The sequence below is a fragment of the Bartonella sp. Raccoon60 genome (assembly GCF_002022585.1).
GTDB classification, from domain to species: domain Bacteria; phylum Pseudomonadota; class Alphaproteobacteria; order Rhizobiales; family Rhizobiaceae; genus Bartonella; species Bartonella rochalimae.
In genome coordinates this window covers 452,940-471,437 of sequence record NZ_CP019786.1, presented here as the reverse complement: position 1 = coordinate 471,437, position 18,498 = coordinate 452,940, and the positions used below count along the sequence as shown (strand labels likewise).

General features: G+C 40.0%; 29 protein-coding genes and 1 pseudogene. 1 reads left to right on the top strand and 29 read right to left on the bottom strand.

Translation table 11 applies throughout. The annotated features are described in order from the left end of the window. Positions 1–83: 83 nt before the first annotated feature. The 29 genes and pseudogenes from rpsK to rpsL all read right to left on the bottom strand — a co-directional run bounded on the left by rpsK (position 84) and on the right by rpsL (position 17,155). A complete protein-coding gene (gene rpsK / locus Bra60_RS02090; RefSeq protein WP_035006048.1) occupies positions 84–473 on the bottom strand; it encodes a 30S ribosomal protein S11 in 390 nt (129 codons plus the stop codon). Between the two features lie 134 nt (positions 474–607). Beyond that, positions 608–976 carry a 30S ribosomal protein S13 gene (rpsM, locus tag Bra60_RS02085; protein ID WP_035006050.1) on the bottom strand — a complete coding sequence of 123 codons (369 nt, stop codon included), beginning with the start codon at positions 974–976 and terminating at the stop codon, positions 608–610. Positions 977–1,159: 183 nt separating this feature from the next. Continuing rightward, the gene (locus Bra60_RS02080) at positions 1,160–1,738 is read right to left on the bottom strand and encodes an adenylate kinase (protein ID WP_035006051.1); all 579 of its coding nucleotides are present in this window, start codon (positions 1,736–1,738) and stop codon (positions 1,160–1,162) included. Then, complete coding sequence (secY, locus tag Bra60_RS02075; protein WP_078688458.1) at positions 1,735–3,081, bottom strand: preprotein translocase subunit SecY; 1,347 nt, start codon at positions 3,079–3,081, stop codon at positions 1,735–1,737. The genes Bra60_RS02080 and secY overlap by 4 nt, the downstream gene beginning before the upstream one ends. 152 nt (positions 3,082–3,233) lie before the next feature. Further along, positions 3,234–3,701 carry a 50S ribosomal protein L15 gene (gene rplO, locus Bra60_RS02070; protein WP_035006055.1) on the bottom strand — a complete coding sequence of 156 codons (468 nt, stop codon included), beginning with the start codon at positions 3,699–3,701 and terminating at the stop codon, positions 3,234–3,236. A gap of 20 nt (positions 3,702–3,721) precedes the next feature. Continuing rightward, positions 3,722–3,928 carry a 50S ribosomal protein L30 gene (gene rpmD, locus Bra60_RS02065; RefSeq protein WP_078673671.1) on the bottom strand — a complete coding sequence of 69 codons (207 nt, stop codon included), beginning with the start codon at positions 3,926–3,928 and terminating at the stop codon, positions 3,722–3,724. A gap of 30 nt (positions 3,929–3,958) precedes the next feature. After that, on the bottom strand, positions 3,959–4,507 hold the full coding sequence (gene rpsE / locus Bra60_RS02060) for a 30S ribosomal protein S5 (RefSeq protein WP_035006058.1): 549 nt from the start codon (positions 4,505–4,507) through the stop codon (positions 3,959–3,961). Positions 4,508–4,623: 116 nt separating this feature from the next. Then, positions 4,624–4,985: pseudogene (rplR, locus tag Bra60_RS02055) on the bottom strand (50S ribosomal protein L18). Positions 4,986–4,997: 12 nt separating this feature from the next. Next, a complete protein-coding gene (gene rplF, locus Bra60_RS02050) occupies positions 4,998–5,531 on the bottom strand; it encodes a 50S ribosomal protein L6 (protein WP_078698035.1) in 534 nt (177 codons plus the stop codon). Between the two features lie 39 nt (positions 5,532–5,570). After that, entirely contained in the window at positions 5,571–5,969 is a 399-nt protein-coding gene (rpsH, locus tag Bra60_RS02045) for a 30S ribosomal protein S8 (RefSeq protein ID WP_035006063.1), read from the bottom strand. A gap of 14 nt (positions 5,970–5,983) precedes the next feature. Continuing rightward, a complete protein-coding gene (gene rpsN, locus Bra60_RS02040; protein WP_035006064.1) occupies positions 5,984–6,289 on the bottom strand; it encodes a 30S ribosomal protein S14 in 306 nt (101 codons plus the stop codon). A gap of 24 nt (positions 6,290–6,313) precedes the next feature. Beyond that, a complete protein-coding gene (rplE, locus tag Bra60_RS02035) occupies positions 6,314–6,871 on the bottom strand; it encodes a 50S ribosomal protein L5 (RefSeq protein ID WP_078688454.1) in 558 nt (185 codons plus the stop codon). Further along, positions 6,864–7,178, bottom strand: coding sequence for a 50S ribosomal protein L24 (rplX, locus tag Bra60_RS02030; RefSeq protein ID WP_035006067.1), 315 nt, complete (start codon positions 7,176–7,178; stop codon positions 6,864–6,866). The genes rplE and rplX overlap by 8 nt, the downstream gene beginning before the upstream one ends. A gap of 12 nt (positions 7,179–7,190) precedes the next feature. Continuing rightward, on the bottom strand, positions 7,191–7,559 hold the full coding sequence (gene rplN, locus Bra60_RS02025) for a 50S ribosomal protein L14 (protein ID WP_013545242.1): 369 nt from the start codon (positions 7,557–7,559) through the stop codon (positions 7,191–7,193). 147 nt (positions 7,560–7,706) lie between these two features. After that, complete coding sequence (gene rpsQ / locus Bra60_RS02020; RefSeq protein ID WP_035006070.1) at positions 7,707–7,946, bottom strand: 30S ribosomal protein S17; 240 nt, start codon at positions 7,944–7,946, stop codon at positions 7,707–7,709. A gap of 11 nt (positions 7,947–7,957) precedes the next feature. Continuing rightward, a complete protein-coding gene (gene rpmC / locus Bra60_RS02015; protein ID WP_078688453.1) occupies positions 7,958–8,158 on the bottom strand; it encodes a 50S ribosomal protein L29 in 201 nt (66 codons plus the stop codon). 12 nt (positions 8,159–8,170) lie between these two features. Beyond that, positions 8,171–8,584: a 50S ribosomal protein L16 gene (rplP, locus tag Bra60_RS02010; protein WP_078688452.1), complete on the bottom strand. Its 414-nt coding sequence runs from the start codon at positions 8,582–8,584 to the stop codon at positions 8,171–8,173. 36 nt (positions 8,585–8,620) lie between these two features. Then, on the bottom strand, positions 8,621–9,331 hold the full coding sequence (rpsC, locus tag Bra60_RS02005) for a 30S ribosomal protein S3 (RefSeq protein ID WP_078688451.1): 711 nt from the start codon (positions 9,329–9,331) through the stop codon (positions 8,621–8,623). Further along, positions 9,331–9,720 carry a 50S ribosomal protein L22 gene (rplV, locus tag Bra60_RS02000; RefSeq protein WP_035006076.1) on the bottom strand — a complete coding sequence of 130 codons (390 nt, stop codon included), beginning with the start codon at positions 9,718–9,720 and terminating at the stop codon, positions 9,331–9,333. The genes rpsC and rplV overlap by 1 nt, the downstream gene beginning before the upstream one ends. Before the next feature lie 2 nt (positions 9,721–9,722). Further along, on the bottom strand, positions 9,723–10,001 hold the full coding sequence (gene rpsS, locus Bra60_RS01995) for a 30S ribosomal protein S19 (RefSeq protein WP_035006078.1): 279 nt from the start codon (positions 9,999–10,001) through the stop codon (positions 9,723–9,725). A gap of 15 nt (positions 10,002–10,016) precedes the next feature. Beyond that, complete coding sequence (gene rplB, locus Bra60_RS01990) at positions 10,017–10,850, bottom strand: 50S ribosomal protein L2 (protein ID WP_078673667.1); 834 nt, start codon at positions 10,848–10,850, stop codon at positions 10,017–10,019. Positions 10,851–10,870: 20 nt separating this feature from the next. Beyond that, complete coding sequence (locus Bra60_RS01985) at positions 10,871–11,164, bottom strand: 50S ribosomal protein L23 (RefSeq protein ID WP_078688450.1); 294 nt, start codon at positions 11,162–11,164, stop codon at positions 10,871–10,873. Beyond that, complete coding sequence (gene rplD, locus Bra60_RS01980; RefSeq protein WP_078688449.1) at positions 11,161–11,781, bottom strand: 50S ribosomal protein L4; 621 nt, start codon at positions 11,779–11,781, stop codon at positions 11,161–11,163. Before rplD ends, Bra60_RS01985 begins: the two co-directional genes overlap by 4 nt. Next, entirely contained in the window at positions 11,781–12,521 is a 741-nt protein-coding gene (rplC, locus tag Bra60_RS01975) for a 50S ribosomal protein L3 (RefSeq protein ID WP_078688448.1), read from the bottom strand. Before rplC ends, rplD begins: the two co-directional genes overlap by 1 nt. Positions 12,522–12,548: 27 nt before the next feature. Further along, positions 12,549–12,857, bottom strand: coding sequence for a 30S ribosomal protein S10 (gene rpsJ, locus Bra60_RS01970; RefSeq protein ID WP_007477064.1), 309 nt, complete (start codon positions 12,855–12,857; stop codon positions 12,549–12,551). A 67-nt stretch (positions 12,858–12,924) separates the two neighbouring features. Further along, the gene (gene tuf, locus Bra60_RS01965) at positions 12,925–14,100 is read right to left on the bottom strand and encodes an elongation factor Tu (RefSeq protein ID WP_035006025.1); all 1,176 of its coding nucleotides are present in this window, start codon (positions 14,098–14,100) and stop codon (positions 12,925–12,927) included. Positions 14,101–14,175: 75 nt separating this feature from the next. Further along, positions 14,176–16,260 carry an elongation factor G gene (fusA, locus tag Bra60_RS01960; protein ID WP_078688447.1) on the bottom strand — a complete coding sequence of 695 codons (2,085 nt, stop codon included), beginning with the start codon at positions 16,258–16,260 and terminating at the stop codon, positions 14,176–14,178. Between the two features lie 31 nt (positions 16,261–16,291). Continuing rightward, positions 16,292–16,762 carry a 30S ribosomal protein S7 gene (rpsG, locus tag Bra60_RS01955; protein ID WP_035006087.1) on the bottom strand — a complete coding sequence of 157 codons (471 nt, stop codon included), beginning with the start codon at positions 16,760–16,762 and terminating at the stop codon, positions 16,292–16,294. A 21-nt stretch (positions 16,763–16,783) separates the two neighbouring features. Further along, on the bottom strand, positions 16,784–17,155 hold the full coding sequence (gene rpsL / locus Bra60_RS01950) for a 30S ribosomal protein S12 (protein ID WP_035006089.1): 372 nt from the start codon (positions 17,153–17,155) through the stop codon (positions 16,784–16,786). Positions 17,156–17,608: 453 nt separating this feature from the next. On the opposite strand from rpsL, the gene xth reads away from it, so the two are divergent. Next, entirely contained in the window at positions 17,609–18,391 is a 783-nt protein-coding gene (gene xth, locus Bra60_RS01945; RefSeq protein ID WP_078688446.1) for an exodeoxyribonuclease III, read from the top strand. Positions 18,392–18,498 lie beyond the last annotated feature (107 nt).

Genomic DNA, 18,498 nt, shown 5'->3' with positions numbered 1-18,498 from the left:
GTTCTTTAGTTCCGTTACCATTCAATCGCAACGGCCAGCGTGAACATCGGAGAAACCTCCGACAATGAAAAACAATACCCAAATTAAACACGCCGCCTTTTTCGCGGACGACATCCATTATGAGGAATTGGTGTCACATCACGAATGGAAGTAATTAAAAAACCAACAGATTGCAATGCACGTAAAGCGGATTCACGACCTGCTCCGGGCCCACAAACTTCAACTTCCAACGAACGCATACCATGTTCTTGTGCTTTTTTGGCACAATCCTCTGCAGCAACCTGTGCAGCAAAAGGCGTAGACTTACGTGATCCCTTAAATCCTTGAGCTCCAGCAGATGACCATGCAATTGTATGTCCCTGAGAATCAGTAATAGTAATCATTGTATTATTAAATGTTGAATTGATATGTACAACACCTGATGAAATATTCTTACGCTCGCGACGACGAATACGTGTGGCTTCCTTGGCCATAGTCTTCCTTTCAACGATCTCTTTACTGCCGTAATACCAGCAGCTCCACCTTATTCGCTCTTGTTTTAAATATTCAACAAAAACAAAATATCTAAAATAAAACCTTCACAATCAATTAAAGCAATTAAAGATTTTTACTTCTTCTTACCAGCAATTGCTTTAGCAGGACCTTTACGTGTACGCGCATTTGTATGCGTACGCTGCCCACGAACGGGCAAAGAGCGACGATGGCGTAAACCACGATAACAGCCAAGATCCATCAAACGCTTTACACTCATCGCAACCTCCCGACGGAGGTCCCCTTCAACCTGATAGCTTTGGTCTATTGTCTCACGAATCTGTAAAACTTCTGCATCCGAAAGCTCATGTACACGACGCTCTGGAGAAATACCAACTTTCTCGATAATTTCCTGAGCAAATTTTTGTCCAATCCCATAAATATATTGAAGCGCAATAACTACACGCTTATTTGTCGGGATATTGACGCCAGCAATACGGGCCACGCCTATTCTCCTTGAGTATGTTAACAGTTTACCATAAAATACTTGAAGCATTTTACAGAAAAAAATGGCTTCGGTTCAAAAATATTCCGAATCCCGTTATTCCTACTGAAATGAATCAAAGCGATTTCTGATAGATTTCATTATAAAAGTCAACTCTTTTCAATTTATTTCTGATAAAGTCCTTCATTTAAAAAGCTCTTTAATTGCGCGCGATACATCAGAAATATCAGCCATTCCATCAACCGTTTTTAGTAATCCAATATCTGAATAAAACTTTGATACAGGAGCTGTTTTCTCACGATACTCAACTAGTCGTTTTGCAAAAGCACCAGGATTATCATCTGAACGAACCTGCCCACCAGAAACAACCGTTTCCTGTACACGCTTTTTTATACGCTCAATCAACGCATCTTCATCAACAACAAGCTCAATAACCGCATCAAGTTGTACATTTTTTGATTTTAAAATTTGCTGCAATGCCTCTGCTTGTGCCAAGGTCCGCGGATACCCATCCAATATAAAACCACCCACGCAATCACTTTCACTAATACGATCTGATACAATTCGATTAACAATATCATCAGAAACCAAAGAACCAGATTCCATTATTGCTTTAGCTTCTTTACCAACTTCTGTTTCTTTCATAATAACTGCACGCAGCATATCACCGGTGGACAACTGAGGAATATTATATTCCTCTGTAAGCATTTTAGCTTGCGTACCTTTGCCAGCACCAGGAGGACCTAAAAGAATCACCTTCATCGTCTTCTTCTACCTCCACGAAGTTTTGATTTTTCAATCAATCCCTTATATTGGTGCGCAACAAGACTCCCCTGAATTTGAGCAACTGTATCAAGTGTAACAGTAACAACAATGAGTAAAGATGTACCACCAAGATAAAAAGGAATATGCAATGTTGATATCATAAACTCAGGAAGTAAACAAATCAGAATAATATAAATAGCTCCAATAACAGTAATACGCGTTAAAACGTAATCAATATACTCAGCCGTACGCTCACCAGGGCGAATCCCTGGGATAAAACCAGAATGCCTTTTTAATTGTTCAGCTGTATCACTTGGACTGAATACAATAGCTGTATAGAAAAAGCAAAAAAATGCCATCAAAGCAGCGTAAACAATCATATAAAGTGGTTGTCCATGACTAAGGAAAAAAGAAATATTTTGAACCCATTGCGGCATTTTATCAGAAAAATTATTAATAGTTGCAGGTAATAATAATAAAGATGAAGCAAAAATTGGCGGAATAACACCAGCAGTATTTAACTTCAAAGGAAAATGAGACATATCACCTTGAAACATCTGATTTCCAACTTGACGCTTTGGATACTGAATAATAATCCTCCTTTGTGCCCGCTCTACAAAAACAATAACTCCAATAATAAGAACAGCAACAACAACAACTCCTATTAATAAAAAAGTTGATAAATCAGCTTGACTATGAGCAGTTAAAAGTTGAGCAAACGTAGAAGGAAAATTTGCTACAATACCTGTAAAAATAATGAGAGAAATTCCATTACCAATGCCACGTGATGTAATCTGCTCACCAAGCCACATCAAAAATATTGTGCCACCAACTAATGAAATAACTGCTGAAATACGAAATATTATACCTGGTTCTATAACTATTTGGAGACCTGTTCCTATGCCAGTTTCAAGCGCAACTGCAATACCAAAAGCTTGTAAAATTGCCAATATAACGGTCATATAACGAGTATATTGATTGATGATCTTACGACCCAATTCCCCCTCTTTTTTGAGAGCTTCTAATGAAGGAACAATCGATGTTAATAACTGTACAATAATTGATGCTGATATATAAGGCATTATACCTAAAGCAAAAATTGCCATACGCCCAACAGCACCCCCAGCAAACATATTAAACAGCCCTAATACACCAGATGCATGATGTTCAAATGTTTGTCGTAAAACATCAATATTAATACCCGGTAGAGAAATATAAGTACCAAAACGATACACAAGAAGCGCAGCCAAAGTAAACCAAATACGTTTTTTTAATTCAGTTGCACGCGAAAAAGCGCCAAAATTCATATTGGAAACCAATTGCTCTGCAGCCGATGCCATAAATTTTCTCCAGTTTATAGGCTAAATCTTTAACTTAAATAAACATAATCTTTAGAATTCATACCACCATATAAAAAACGAAAGGCTCAATATTCTTTATAAACAATGAAGTAAAAGAGAGTTCATATTTCCCTGCATTATTTAGTCCGTAATTATTGAGTAACTTTGCAAAAATTAACCTGACCACCAGCCTTTTCAATCTTTTTACGAGCCATTTCAGAAGCCCCAGAAACATTAAATGTCATCTTAACTTTTAGCTCTCCATCAGAAAGAAGACGCACACCATCTTTTACCCGACTAATAATACCAGCTTCTTTTAATGTAACAACATCAACTGATTTCTCAATATCCAATTTACCCGCATCAACTGCTAACTGAATACGGCCTAATGAAACTTCATTGTAAGCTTTAGAAAATAAATTCTTAAATCCGCGCTTTGGTAAACGGCGATAAATAGGCATTTGCCCTCCTTCAAAACCATTAAGCGACACACCAGAACGTGACTTCTGACCTTTAACACCACAACCACCAGTTTTACCGGTTCCAGAACCAATACCACGCCCAATACGCTTACGGCTCTTTGTTGCGCCCTCACGATCACGTAATTCATTGAGCTTCATTTTATATACTCCTGCAACCTTTAATTTTTTTCTATAACGCGAACAAGATGCTTAACCTTAGCAATCATACCCCGCACACAAGGTGTATCTTCCAAAACACGACGACGATGCATTTTATTTAATCCAAGTCCCTTTAATGTTGCACATTGAACTCGCGGTTTTCGAATCGCACTTCTAATTTGTTCTACCGTCACAGTCTTGCTAATCTGAGATTTTTTTTGAATCATTTTTAATTCCCTTTTCGACAAGCCTAGACATTATTCTTCCGAATCAATCATATTTTGACGACGCGACTGCAATACTGAATACTTAATACCTCGCTGGGCCGCAATACTTTTAGGATGTACTTGGCGCTTTAACGCATCAAAGGTAGCACGTACCATATTATAGGGATTTGATGACCCTAATGATTTCGCAATAACATCCTGCATACCAAGTGTCTCAAAAATAGCACGCATTGGTCCGCCAGCGATAATACCAGTACCAGCAGAAGCTGCGCGTAACAAAACATAACCAGCACCATGACGACCTTCAACATCATGATGTAATGTACGTCCAGACCGCAGCGGTACATGAATCATTTCACGTTTTGCAGACTCTGTAGCCTTACGAACTGCCTCAGGCACTTCACGCGCTTTACCATGACCAAAACCAACACGCCCCTTTTGATCTCCAACAACAACAAGAGCAGCAAAACCAAAACGCCGACCACCCTTCACAACTTTAGAAACACGATTAATATGAACAAGCTTATCAACAAACTCACTATCACGTTCATCCCGATCACTACGCTCTTTTTGTGCCATTCCTCATTCCTTTTTTCTTTTCCGGAAGCACGCTAACAAAGTCCCAGCACGAAATCAAAGGAACTCGCATGAAATATCCTAAAGATCTCCTTACTAAACTTTCTAAGCTATACACTTTAAAAATTTAAACCACCCTCACGAGCAGCTTCGGCCAAAGCTTTTATTCTACCATGATAAACATATGGCCCACGATCAAAAACAACTTCATTAACACCAGCTTTTTCGCACGCTCAGCAATTAACTTACCAACAACAAAAGCAGCTTCTTTATCAGAACCACTTTTTAAAGAGTTCTTTAAATTCTTTTCAAGAGTACACGCAGAAACAAGAGTATGTCCACGTGTATCATCAATAATTTGAGCATAAATATTCTGATTTGAGCGATAAACACTAAGCCGTAGACGACCATTAGCAACCGCTTTAATTTGACGACGAACACGTTGGGCTCTACGTTGAACAATCCGCTTAGAAGAAACCATGTCATGAAATCCTTATTTCTTTTTACCTTCTTTACGAACAATATGCTCATCTGCATACTTCACACCTTTACCCTTATAAGGTTCAGGCGCACGATATTTGCGAATTTCTGCCGCTACTTGTCCAACCTTCTGTTTATCAATTCCGAAAACAACAATTTCTGTCGGCTTAGGAACTGTTATAGTAACGTCAGCTGGTACTTTATAAATGACATCATGAGAAAAACCTAATGATAACTGAATATCTTTACCCTGCAACGCAGCACGATAACCAACACCATTAATTTCCAGTTTCTTTTCAAAACCATCTTTTACACCACAAAAAATATTCTCAATCATTGAGCGTGACATACCCCACTTAGAACGAGCACCCTTTGATTGATCGCGTGGCTCTACTAATACAACATTTTCCTCAAGCTTAACTAAAACCTCATCATTAACGACATAACTCAGCTCACCTTTCGGACCTTTTACCTTAACCAACTGGCCGTCAATGATAGCGGTAACTCCAGAAGGAACTGGAATGGGTCTTTTTCCAATACGAGACATTATTCTTAACCTGTTTTTCTTCCATTTTTTTTAAATTAATCAGAAAACACGACAGAGAAGCTCTCCACCAACATTTTGTTTACGCGCCTCATGATCCGCCATCACTCCGTTAGGAGTTGATAAAATTGAAATACCAAGACCATTCGCCACTGGAGGAATAGCTTTAGCAGAAACATAAACACGACGACCTGGCTTTGAAACACGCGAAATTTCACGAATAACGGCTGAACCTTCAAAATATTTTAGCTCAATTTCAATTGAAGATTTTCCGTTACCTAAATCAACCTGATTATATCCACGAATATAACCTTCCAATTTCAGAGCATCAAGAACCCCTGCACGAAGTTTAGATGCAGGAGTAATGACCTTTCCTTTTTTACGACCAAGCGCATTCCGAATACGGGTTAACATATCACCAAGAGGATCTGACATAGACATCTAATAACCTCTCCCTACCAGCTAGACTTAACAATTCCAGGAATATACCCCAAAGACCCAAGATCACGCAATGCAATCCGTGACATCTTTAATTTACGATAATAAGCACGCGGACGACCCGAAATTTCACAACGGTTACGAATACGAACTTTTGCAGAATTACGAGGTAACTGTGCCAACTGAATAGAAGCTTTAAAGCGCTCTTCAAGCAAAACTTCCTGATTCATCACTATTGCTTTTAAACGCGCACGACGTGCAGCATAACGCTTCACCATCCTTTCACGACGTTTATTTTTTTCAACAGCACTCACTTTAGCCATAACTTCACCTCACTATATTTGCCGTTACGAACGAAACGGAAAATTAAAAGCACGTAATAACTCACGCGCTTCATCATCCGTTTTCGCTGTCGTACAAACAATAATATCCATACCCCAAATCTGATCGACTTTATCGTAGTTAATTTCTGGAAACACAATATGCTCTTTAATACCCATAGCAAAATTGCCACGACTGTCAAAACTTTTTGGATTCAAACCACGAAAATCACGAACCCGTGGAAGCGCAATTGTAATAAGACGATCCAAAAACTCAAACATACGATCTTTACGTAGTGTTACCTTAGCTCCAAGAGGCATCCCTTCACGTACTTTAAAGGTCGCAATAGAATTACGTGCACGGGTAACAATAGCTTTTTGACCCGTTATCAATGCCAAATCTCCAGCTGCAATAGAGGGCTTTTTTGAATCAGCCGTTGCCTCACCGATCCCCATATTAATCACAATCTTATCAAGACGGGGTATTTGCATTTCATTTTTATAATTAAACTTTTCTTGAAGTATTTTACGAACCACTTCAAAATAACGCGCCTTCATACGCGGCTTTTGTTTTTCCTCAGCCATTAATTAATTCTCCTGAACGCTTGGCAAAGCGAACCTTATCACCATCCGCATTCAAACGAAAACCTACACGAGTAGGCTTACCATCTCTAGGATCAGAAAGTGCTAAATTAGATAAATGAATAGGAGCCTCCTTAGAAATAATTCCAGCTTCTTGCTTTTGCGTTTGACGTTGATGACGTTTAACCATATTAAGCCCAAGCACAAGAGCATTATTCTCCTTTGGATTCACCTTGATGACTTCACCTTTACATCCCTTATCCTTACCGGACAAGACAACCACTTTATCACCTTTTCGAATCTTTTGCATAATATCCACCCCTTATAATACTTCAGGAGCAAGAGAAATGATCTTCATATGGTTTTTACCACGAAGCTCACGGGGAACCGGCCCAAAAATACGTGTACCAATTGGTTCTTTCTTATTATCAACTAAAACAGCAGCATTCCTATCAAAACGAATTACACTACCATCCACGCGACGAATATCTTTGGCAGTACGAACCACTACAGCTTTCATCACATCTCCTTTTTTTACACGTCCACGAGGAATAGCGTCCTTAACCGAAACAACAATAATGTCGCCGACCAAAGCATACTTCCGCTTTGAACCGCCTAACACTTTGATGCACATGACACGACGTGCACCAGAATTATCTGCAACATCGAGGTTTGTTTGCATCTGAATCATGAATGGCCACCTTTTCTTAAACACCCATATCCGGATAAATATTTGATATACCCGAACTCACCCGCCAAATAACGACAAAGTTTTTATTTCAAAACCCACCAATGAATATAAACCAAAATTAAATTTTAAAACAACCCACCTAGTTAACTACGCTACACTATCTTTAACGACAATCCAACGCTTATCTTTCGAGATTGGCTTAGATTCCTGAATAAAAATCCGATCTCCAATTTTGAACTGATTATTCTCATCATGTGCTTTATATTTTTTAGATTGCCGAACCGTCTTTTGAAGCAACGGATGAGAATAGCGACGCTCCACCTTAACAACGACAGTTTTATCACTCTTGTCACTAACGACAACACCTTGCAAAATGCGTTTAGGCATATCTTACTTCCTTAAGCCTTGTTTTCGTTCATTTTCTGACGAAGAAATGTTTTAATACGTGCAATATTACGACGAACTTGTTTAACCCGTATAGTCTTCTCTAACTGACCTGTTGCTTTCTGAAAACGCAAATTAAACTGCTCTTTTTTTAATTTAGCCAATTCATTTTTCATTTGCTCGAGCGTTTGCGCTCGTAATTCTGCAGCTTTCATTGCCTAACCTCTTTATTCAGAAATACGCTGTACGAAACGAGTCTTAACAGGAAGCTTTGCTGCACCTAACCTAAGTGCTTCACGCGCCACATCCTCAGGAACCCCATCAAGCTCAAACATAACACGCCCAGGTGCAACACGCACCGCCCAATAATCCACACTCCCCTTACCTTTACCCATACGAACTTCAGTTGGCTTAGACGTAACAGGAACGTCCGGAAAAATACGAATCCACACACGACCAGAACGCTTCATATAACGTGTAATTGCACGACGCGCTGCCTCAATTTGACGGGCAGTAACACGCTCTGGCTCAATAGCTTTCAAACCATAAGCACCGAAATTCAAGCTTGTTCCTCCCTTTGAAGAACCATGAATACGCCCCTTAAATTGTTTACGGAACCTTGTGCGCTTTGGCTGCAACATTGCTCTCTACTCCAAATTTCTAACTCAACCACAAAATTAAACATTTTCGCGGCGACGATTCAATAAAGAATTCGAATGATCACCCTCTACAGCACGACGCTCCGAAGCCATCGGATCATGTTCAAGAATTTCACCCTTAAAAACCCAAACTTTAACACCACAAATACCATAGGCAGTTTTAGCTTCTGCTGTACCATAATCAACATCAGCTCGCAATGTATGAAGTGGAACACGACCTTCGCGATACCATTCCATACGAGCAATCTCAGCCCCTCCAAGACGACCAGAGCAATTAATACGAATCCCTTCAGCTCCAAGACGCATAGCAGACTGAACAGCACGCTTCATTGCACGTCGAAAAGCAACACGACGCTCAAGTTGCTGAGCAATAGACTGAGCAATAATTGTGGAATCAATTTCTGGTTTACGAATTTCAACAATATTCAGTGAAGTTTCAGCATCAGTCATTTCTGAAAGCTTGCGACGCAACTTCTCAATATCAGCACCTCTTTTACCAATGATTAAACCAGGGCGTGCTGAATGAATAGTTATACGACACTTTTTATGAGGACGCTCAATAACAACCTTAGAAATGGCAGCTTGCTTTAATTCCTCAATTACATACAAGCGAATTTTTACATCTTCATGAAGAAGACGCCCATATTCACCACTATCAGCATACCACCGTGAATCCCAGGTCCGATTAACTCCAAGACGAAGTCCTATTGGATTGATCTTCTGTCCCATTATGCAACCTCCCCTTTTTCTACAACTTCACGAACAATAATAGTGAGATGAGAAAATGGACGCTTCACTCGACTAGCTCGACCACGCCCTCGAACATGAAAACGCTTCATTACAATAGATTTACCAACATATGCTTCTGCAACGATCAAGGAATCAATATCAAGATTATGATTATTTTCCGCATTAGCAATTGCCGATTCAAGAGCACTTCGAACAGTACCAGCAATACGCTTACGCGAAAATGCCAAATCAGCCAATGCCATATTAACTTTTTTACCACGTATCATTTCAGCAACCAAATTAAGCTTCTGCGGACTTACACGAACTGTTCGGGCGACAGCTTTTGCTTCAATATCTTTAAGTTGGCGCGGAACCTTAGCTTTGCCCATTCCTACTTCCTCTTCGCTTTTTTATCTGCACCATGCCCATAATAGGTCCGGGTGGGAGCAAATTCACCAAATTTGTGCCCGACCATTTCTTCAGAAACAGAAACAGGAATATGTTTATTGCCGTTGTAAACACCAAAAGTCAAACCAACAAATTGTGGTAAAATAGTAGAACGGCGACTCCACATTTTAATTACCTCATTACGTCCACTAGCGCGAACTTTTTCTGCTTTCTTAAGAAGATAGCCGTCAACAAACGGACCTTTCCAAACTGAACGAACCACTTTAGACTGCCTTTCCTATTTCTTACGCTGGTGACGAGAACGCATAATAAACTTGTCAGTGGCTCTATTGGAACGTGTACGCCTACCTTTCGTAGGCTTTCCCCAAGGAGACACTGGATGACGACCACCTGATGTGCGACCTTCACCACCACCATGCGGATGATCAACTGGATTCATAGCAACTCCACGAACATGTGGACGCTTACCACGCCAGCGTGACCGACCAGCTTTACCATCACTAATATTCCCATGATCAGGATTTGAAACAGCACCAACCGTTGCAAAACAATTACCTGAAACCAAACGTTGTTCACCAGAATTAAGACGAAGAATAGCCATCCCTTCATCTCGCCCAACCAATTGCACATAAGCCCCTGCTGAACGCGCAATCTGACCACCTTTTCCAGGCTTCATTTCAACGTTATGAACAATAGTACCAATAGGCATATTACTAAGAGGCATCGCATTGCCTAACTTAACATCAACATTTGAACCAGCAATAACAGAGTCACCCACATCAAGACGCTGTGGTGCAAGAATATAACTCAAGTGCCCATCTTCATAACGAATCAACGCAATAAAAGCCGTACGATTTGGATCGTATTCCAAACGCTCAACTTTTGCAAACATATCACGCTTGATACGCTTAAAATCAATAAGCCTATAACTACGCTTATGACCACCACCTTGAAAACGAGCAGTAATTCTACCACGATTATTGCGACCACCTTTTGACGGCAAGCCCTCTGTTAATCTCTTTACAGGTTTACCTTTATAAAGATCAGAACGATCCACAATAACGAGCTGACGCTGTCCGGGCGTAGTCGAATTAAAATGCTTAAGTGCCATTCTTCTAACCTCTGAACCTTCTATAAGCCTGCTAAAAAGTCAATTGATTGATCTTTGACAAGCGTTACAATTGCTTTTTTAACATCACTTTGCCGACCAACAATACCTTTGAAACGCCTCATTTTGCCCTTACGAACTATTGTATTCACTGCCTTAACCTTTACACTAAAAAGTGCTTCAATAGCAGCTTTAATTTCAGATTTTGTTGCTTTCTGAGCAACGTTAAAAACAACTTGATTATACTCAGAAAGCATAGTCGACTTCTCAGTAACAACTGGACTTAAAATTACATCATAATAACGAAGATCCGTCATTTGAAACGCTCCTCAAGTGTCTCAACAGCCTCTTTTGACAAAACAAGCTTGCTGCGACGCAAAATATCATAAACGTTAATCCCCTGAACTGGTAAAACATCAATATTAGGAATATTAGATGCTGCACGAAAAAAATTCATATCAACTTCTTTTCCACCAACTAACAAAGCATTATTGAAACCAAGTTTAGAAAAATTCATATTCAGCATTTTTGTCTTTGCGTCTCGAATACTAAGCTCGTTAACGATAACCAAATTATCTGTTTTTAATTTGACTGATAAAGCTAAACGCAACCCAAGAGCACGAATCTTTTTAGGAAGGTTATGCGCATGACTCCGCACCACCGGACCATGTGCTTTACCACCACCTCGGAATTGCGGTGCCCGAGCAGAAGAATGACGGGCACGTCCGGTTCCTTTTTGTTTAAACATTTTCGCCCCTGTTCGCGATACATCAGACCGCCCTTGTGACTGATGCGTACCTTTTTGACGACGTGCAAGCTGCCAACGAACAACACGTTGCAAAATATCCTCACGAGGAGTAAGACCAAAAATATTTTCAGAAACTTTCAATTTACCGGCTTCTTTACCATCAAGAGTTTTTATAACAAGGTCCATCATTCGGCTCCCTTAGATTCAGAAATTTCCGCCATTAAGGGAGTTGATCCCGTTTCCTCTTTAACAAGTCGGCGAATACCAGCAGGCTTTGGTACATTATCAGGAAGACGCTTTTTTATAGCATCTCGCACTAAAATCCAAGACCCTTTAGAACCAGAAACAGAACCACGCACTAAAATCAAACCACGATCAACATCCGTAGAAACAACTTCAATATTTTGAGTTGTTACACGTGCTTGTCCCATATGACCAGCCATTTTTTTGCCTTTAAATACTTTTCCAGGATCTTGACATTGACCTGTTGAACCATGAGCACGATGTGTAATAGAATTACCATGGGAGGCACGATGCCCACCAAAATTATGCCGCTTCATAACACCGGCAAACCCTTTACCAATACTTACACCTGTTACATCAACCCTTTGACCTGGCACGAAATGTTCCACTGTAATTTCAGTACCAACATCAAGTAAATTATCAGGACTAACGCGAAATTCTGCTATTTTAGCCTTTGGCTCAACTACAGCTTTAGCAAAATGCCCACGAAGAGCTTTAGATGTATTTTTAATTTTAGCAAATCCTACACCTAATTGAACAGCAGTATAACCATTTTTTTCAACTGTACGTTGAGCAATAACCTGACATTTATCTAGACGAAGCACAGTTACTGGCACATGCTCACCAGCATCATTATAAATACGGGTCATACCTAACTTCTGTGCTATTACACCTGAACGCATTGGGGCAGTTCCTTCTGTCTTCAAACCTCAGAGCTTGATTTCAACATCTACACCAGCAGAAAGATCAAGCTTCATCAGCGCATCTACCGTTTGTGGTGTTGGATCAACAATATCAAGAAGACGTTTATGCGTACGCATTTCAAATTGTTCACGACTCTTCTTGTCAATGTGTGGGCCACGATTAACCGTAAACTTCTCAATCCGTGTTGGAAGCGGAATAGGACCACGGACATTAGCACCAGTACGCTTAGCGGTTGACACAATTTCACGCGTCGATGCATCAAGAATCCGATGATCAAATGCCTTTAAACGAATACGGATATTCTGGCCATTCATGCTCTTTATTTCCTTAACATATGAAATGTCCTCAACAATCAAAGACATTTCTCAATGATTATCTCACCTATTCAATAATTTTAGATACGATACCGGCCCCAACGGTGCGACCACCTTCTCGGATCGCAAAACGGAGCTTCTCTTCCATTGCGATTGGAACAATCAAAGAAACATCCATTGCAACATTATCACCCGGCATAACCATTTCCGTTCCTTCAGGAAGCGTAACTATACCTGTAACATCGGTCGTACGAAAATAAAATTGAGGACGATAGTTTGTGAAAAACGGTGTGTGACGTCCCCCCTCATCTTTCGTTAAAATATAAGCCTCAGCTTTAAATTTAGTGTGAGGTGTAACAGAACCAGGTTTCGCCAATACTTGACCACGTTCAATCCCCTCACGATCAACTCCACGAAGCAAAGCGCCTATATTATCACCAGCCTGACCTTGATCTAAAAGTTTCCGAAACATTTCAACCCCGGTAACCGTCGTCTTAGATGTAGGACGAATTCCAATAATCTCTATCTCTTCACCAACTTTAATAATGCCACGCTCAACACGACCTGTAACAACCGTACCGCGACCAGAAATAGAAAAAACATCCTCGATAGGCATCAAAAACGGCTGATCAACTGGACGCTCAGGGGTCGGTATATATTTATCAACTTCACTCATCAAAAGACGAACAGAATCTTCACCTATACTCTTATTTGAATCCTCAAGCGCAGCCAAAGCCGAACCCTTAACTATAGGAATATCATCTCCCGGAAAATCATATTTCGATAAAAGCTCACGAACTTCAAGCTCTACAAGCTCTAAAAGCTCGCTATCATCAACCTGATCAACTTTATTGAGAAAAACAACAATCGCTGGAACTCCAACCTGGCGGGCCAACAAAATATGCTCACGCGTTTGAGGCATAGGTCCATCTGCTGCAGAAACAACTAATATGGCACCATCCATTTGGGCCGCTCCTGTAATCATGTTCTTAACATAATCCGCATGACCAGGGCAATCAACGTGAGCATAGTGACGACTCTCCGTTTCATACTCAACGTGCGCAGTAGATATCGTTATACCACGCGCCCGCTCCTCAGGCGCCGCATCAATTTGGTCATACGCTTTAAATTCACCAAAATACTTCGTAATCGCTGCTGTCAATGAAGTCTTCCCATGATCAACATGACCAATCGTACCTATATTAACATGCGGCTTCGTACGTTCAAATTTGCTCTTTGCCATTTGAGCTCTCCATTTTCTGTCCAAATTATGAACTAAGTTTAAAATTAATATACGATTATAAATTACGTATATTGATTATGCATATTTTTTCTGAATCTCCTGTGCTACAGCTAAAGGAACAGGCTCATAATGATCAAATTGCATTGTATATTGAGCTCGCCCTTGACTCATCGACCGAAGTGTATTCACATAACCAAACATATTCGCCAAAGGAACCATTGCATTCACAACTGTCGCAATACCACGAGCTTCAGTACCTGAAATTTGACCTCGACGAGAATTTAAATCACCAATCACATCACCAACATAATCTTCTGGCGTCACAACCTCTACCTTCATAATTGGCTCAAGGAGCTGAGCACCAGCCTTTTGCGCCCCTTCCCGAAATGCTGCACGCGCAGCAATCTCAAAAGCTAAAACAGAAGAATCAACATCATGATAGCCACCATCAATCAAAGTAGCTTTTACACCAAGTGTAGGAAATCCTGCAAGAGGGCCTGACCCCATAACACTTTCAATACCCTTTTGAACACCTGGGATATATTCTTTAGGAACGGCACCACCAACAATCTTTGACTCAAAAACGAAGTCATCACCATCATGAGGCTCAAAAATAATTTTTACACGAGCAAATTGTCCAGCACCACCAGATTGCTTCTTATGGGTATAATCAATTTCAACAACTTTTGTTATTGATTCACGATAAGCTACTTGAGGCTGCCCAACATTAGCTTCAACCTTAAATTCACGCCGCATACGGTCAACAATGATATCAAGATGAAGCTCACCCATTCCAGCAATAATTGTCTGACCAGATTCTTCATCCGATTTAACACGAAATGAAGGATCTTCTGCAGCCAAACGACTAAGAGCAAGCCCCATTTTCTCTTGATCTGCCTTTGTTTTCGGCTCAATAGCAATCTCAATAACAGGTTCAGGAAATTCCATCCGCTCCAAAATAACAGGCTTCAAAGGATCACAAAGAGTATCACCTGTTGTTGTCTCCTTAAGACCAGCAAGAGCAACAATATCACCAGCAAATGCTTCTTCAATATCCTCACGAGAATTAGAATGCATCTGAAGCATACGCCCCAAACGCTCCCTCTTTCCCTTCACAGTATTCTCAAGAGAAATACCTTTTTGGATTTTGCCAGAATAAATACGACAAAAAGTCAAAGACCCAACAAATGGATCATTCATAATTTTGAAAGCAAGCATAGAAAGCGGAGCTTCATCTGAAGATTCACGCGTTGTTTCAGATTCAGTCTTAACATCAACACCACTAATAGCGGGAACATCAACAGGAGAAGGAAGATAAGAAACAACAGCATCTAAAAGCGGTTGAACACCTTTATTTTTAAAAGCTGTACCACAAAGAACCGGATGAAACTGAACCTCCACTGTTCCTTTACGAATAAGAGCCACAAGCTGTTCATTGGTTGGCACAACCCCTTCCAAATAAGCTTCTGTCGCAGCCTCATCGACTTCAACAGCCATCTCGACCAATTTTTCTCGATATTCCTCTGCCTTCTCCTTTAACTCAGCAGGTATCTCACCTACTACGGCCGAAGCTCCAATGGAACCATCCCATGTCAATGCCTTCATCTCAACAAGATCAACAACACCTTCAAAATCATTTTCAGCACCAATCGGTAACTGCAAGACAAGAGCCTTAGCTCCCAATCGAGAAGCAACCATTTCTACACTACGATAGAAATCAGCCCCAATCTTATCCATTTTATTAACAAATACCATACGGGGCACACGGTACTTCTCAGCCTGCCTCCAAACAGTCTCCGTCTGAGGCTCCACACCTGCATTCGCATCCAACAACGCTATCGCACCATCAAGAACACGCAAAGAACGCTCAACCTCAATTGTAAAATCAACGTGACCAGGCGTATCAATGATATTAAAGCGTCGTTTTCGACCATCACGACCTTCCCAAAAAGTCGTCGTAGCAGCAGATGTAATTGTAATACCACGCTCTTGCTCTTGCTCCATCCAATCCATTGTAGAAGCACCATCATGCGTTTCACCAATCTTGTGATTCTTACCAGTGTAGAATAAAATACGCTCAGTCATCGTGGTTTTACCGGCGTCAATATGCGCCATAATACCAAAATTACGATAATCCTCAATTTTATATTCGCGAGCCATTCTTTTTGCCTTAGATCTTTTCTAAACACACCTACCAGCGATAATGAGAAAATGCACGATTAGCCTCAGCCATACGATGAACATCTTCTCGCTTTTTCACTGCAGAACCACGATTATTAGCAGCATCAACCAACTCACCAGAAAGGCGACCAACCATTGTTGTTTCATTCCGCCCACGCGCCGCTGCAATTAACCAACGAATAGCTAAAGCCTGCCGACGATCAGGACGAACATCAATTGGAACTTGATAAGTTGCACCCCCAACACGACGTGACCGAACCTCAACATGTGGAGCTACATTTTCTAACGCTTGATGAAACAGAGCCACAGGATCTGTCTTAACTTTATTCTCAACCAAATCAAGAGCGCCATAAACAATACGCTCAGCCACTGACTTTTTACCATCAAACATAATGGCATTCATAAATTTTGTAATAACCAAATCACCAAATTTAGGATCTGGATTAATTTCACGTTTCTCTGCTCTATGACGACGGGACATTGGCTTTGTCTCTCAAAATATTTATTTCGGACGCTTTGCGCCATATTTAGAACGACGCTGTTTACGATTTTTAACACCCTGCGTATCAAGCAATCCACGAACAATGTGATACCGAACTCCCGGTAAATCCTTTACACGACCACCACGAATCATCACAACAGAGTGCTCTTGAAGATTATGCCCTTCTCCAGGAATATAACCAATCACTTCAAATCCATTTGTCAAACGAACTTTAGCAACTTTACGAAGAGCAGAATTTGGCTTCTTCGGTGTCGTTGTATATACACGAGTACAAACACCACGCTTTTGCGGATTTGCCTGAAGAGCAGGAACCTTATTGCGTTTAACTGGCACTACACGTGGCTTTCTAATCAACTGATTTACGGTAGGCATGCAACCTTCCTTTTTAACAATCTGGGTTCGTCATTCCCACTTGGGCTTCTATTATCTATTCCGATAATATTCAGAATAAATATATATTCATAATACAAAATCGGGCATGACTGCATAAACAGCTTACCCGACTACTAGCATAGGAGGTTACAACCCCTTGCATTAGCATTTGTTTTTAGATCTTACAAACTTCTCTTAAGATGAACTAGATCATCTTAAATCTCAATGCGCTTTCGTACTGAACATAATAGTTTTTAATAGCGAGAACATACACATTCGTCAAGTACTAAACATCAGAAAAGTTTCTAAAAGTAAAAATTCAAAAAACAAAAAAAGCTAATACACAAAATAACAAACTCATAAAATAAAAATAGCCCAATATATTGGGGGTAATTACGTAATATTTAACAGAACAACTTGCTAATTACAATTCTGATACTTAAAACTAACAGTATGAAAATAGCAACGTGGAATATAGCCGGTATAAAAGCAAGACATGAAACATTATGTAAATGGCTAAAACAGAATCAACCTGATGTAGTTTGCTTACAAGAAATTAAAAGTGTTGATGAAAATTTCCCACGTGATACAATTGAAAATTTAGGTTATCATATAGAAACGCATGGACAAAAAAGCTTCAATGGTGTTGCAATTCTTTCTAAAACAGTACCTGATGAAGTTATTCTTCGATTACCAGGTGATAATAATGATATGCAAGCACGTTATATTGAAACTGTTTATTCAACAAATACAGGAAGCATTCGTGTTGCTTCTCTCTATCTTCCAAATGGCAATCCCATCAATAGTGAAAAATACTTGTATAAAATAGAATGGATGAAAAGATTGTACACACATGCAAAATCATTACTTGCATATGAAGAACCTCTAATCCTTGCCGGTGATTATAATGTTATTCCAACCCCATTAGATGCAAAAAATCCCCAAGAATGGAGTAACGATGCTTTATTCCTTCCACAAATAAGACAAATATTTCAATGTATTACTCATTTGGGTTTTTATGACGCTATCCGAAATGTAACAGATGCTCCATCATTCAGTTTTTGGGATTTTCAAGCTAACGCGTGGAAAAAAAATAATGGTATACGCATTGACCATTTATTATTATCACCAGAAGCTGCAGATCAGCTGATTTGTGCCTATAGCCAAACAGAGGCAAGGGGATATCAAAAACCATCAGATCACGTTCCCATTTGGATCGAGCTCAACTGCAATTAATCAAGATATGATAAGATATATAAAAAAAATCCCACCTAAAACAATAAATATGCTACATCATACATTGAAATATATCCTGAATACAGCAAACAATAATAAAAAATTAT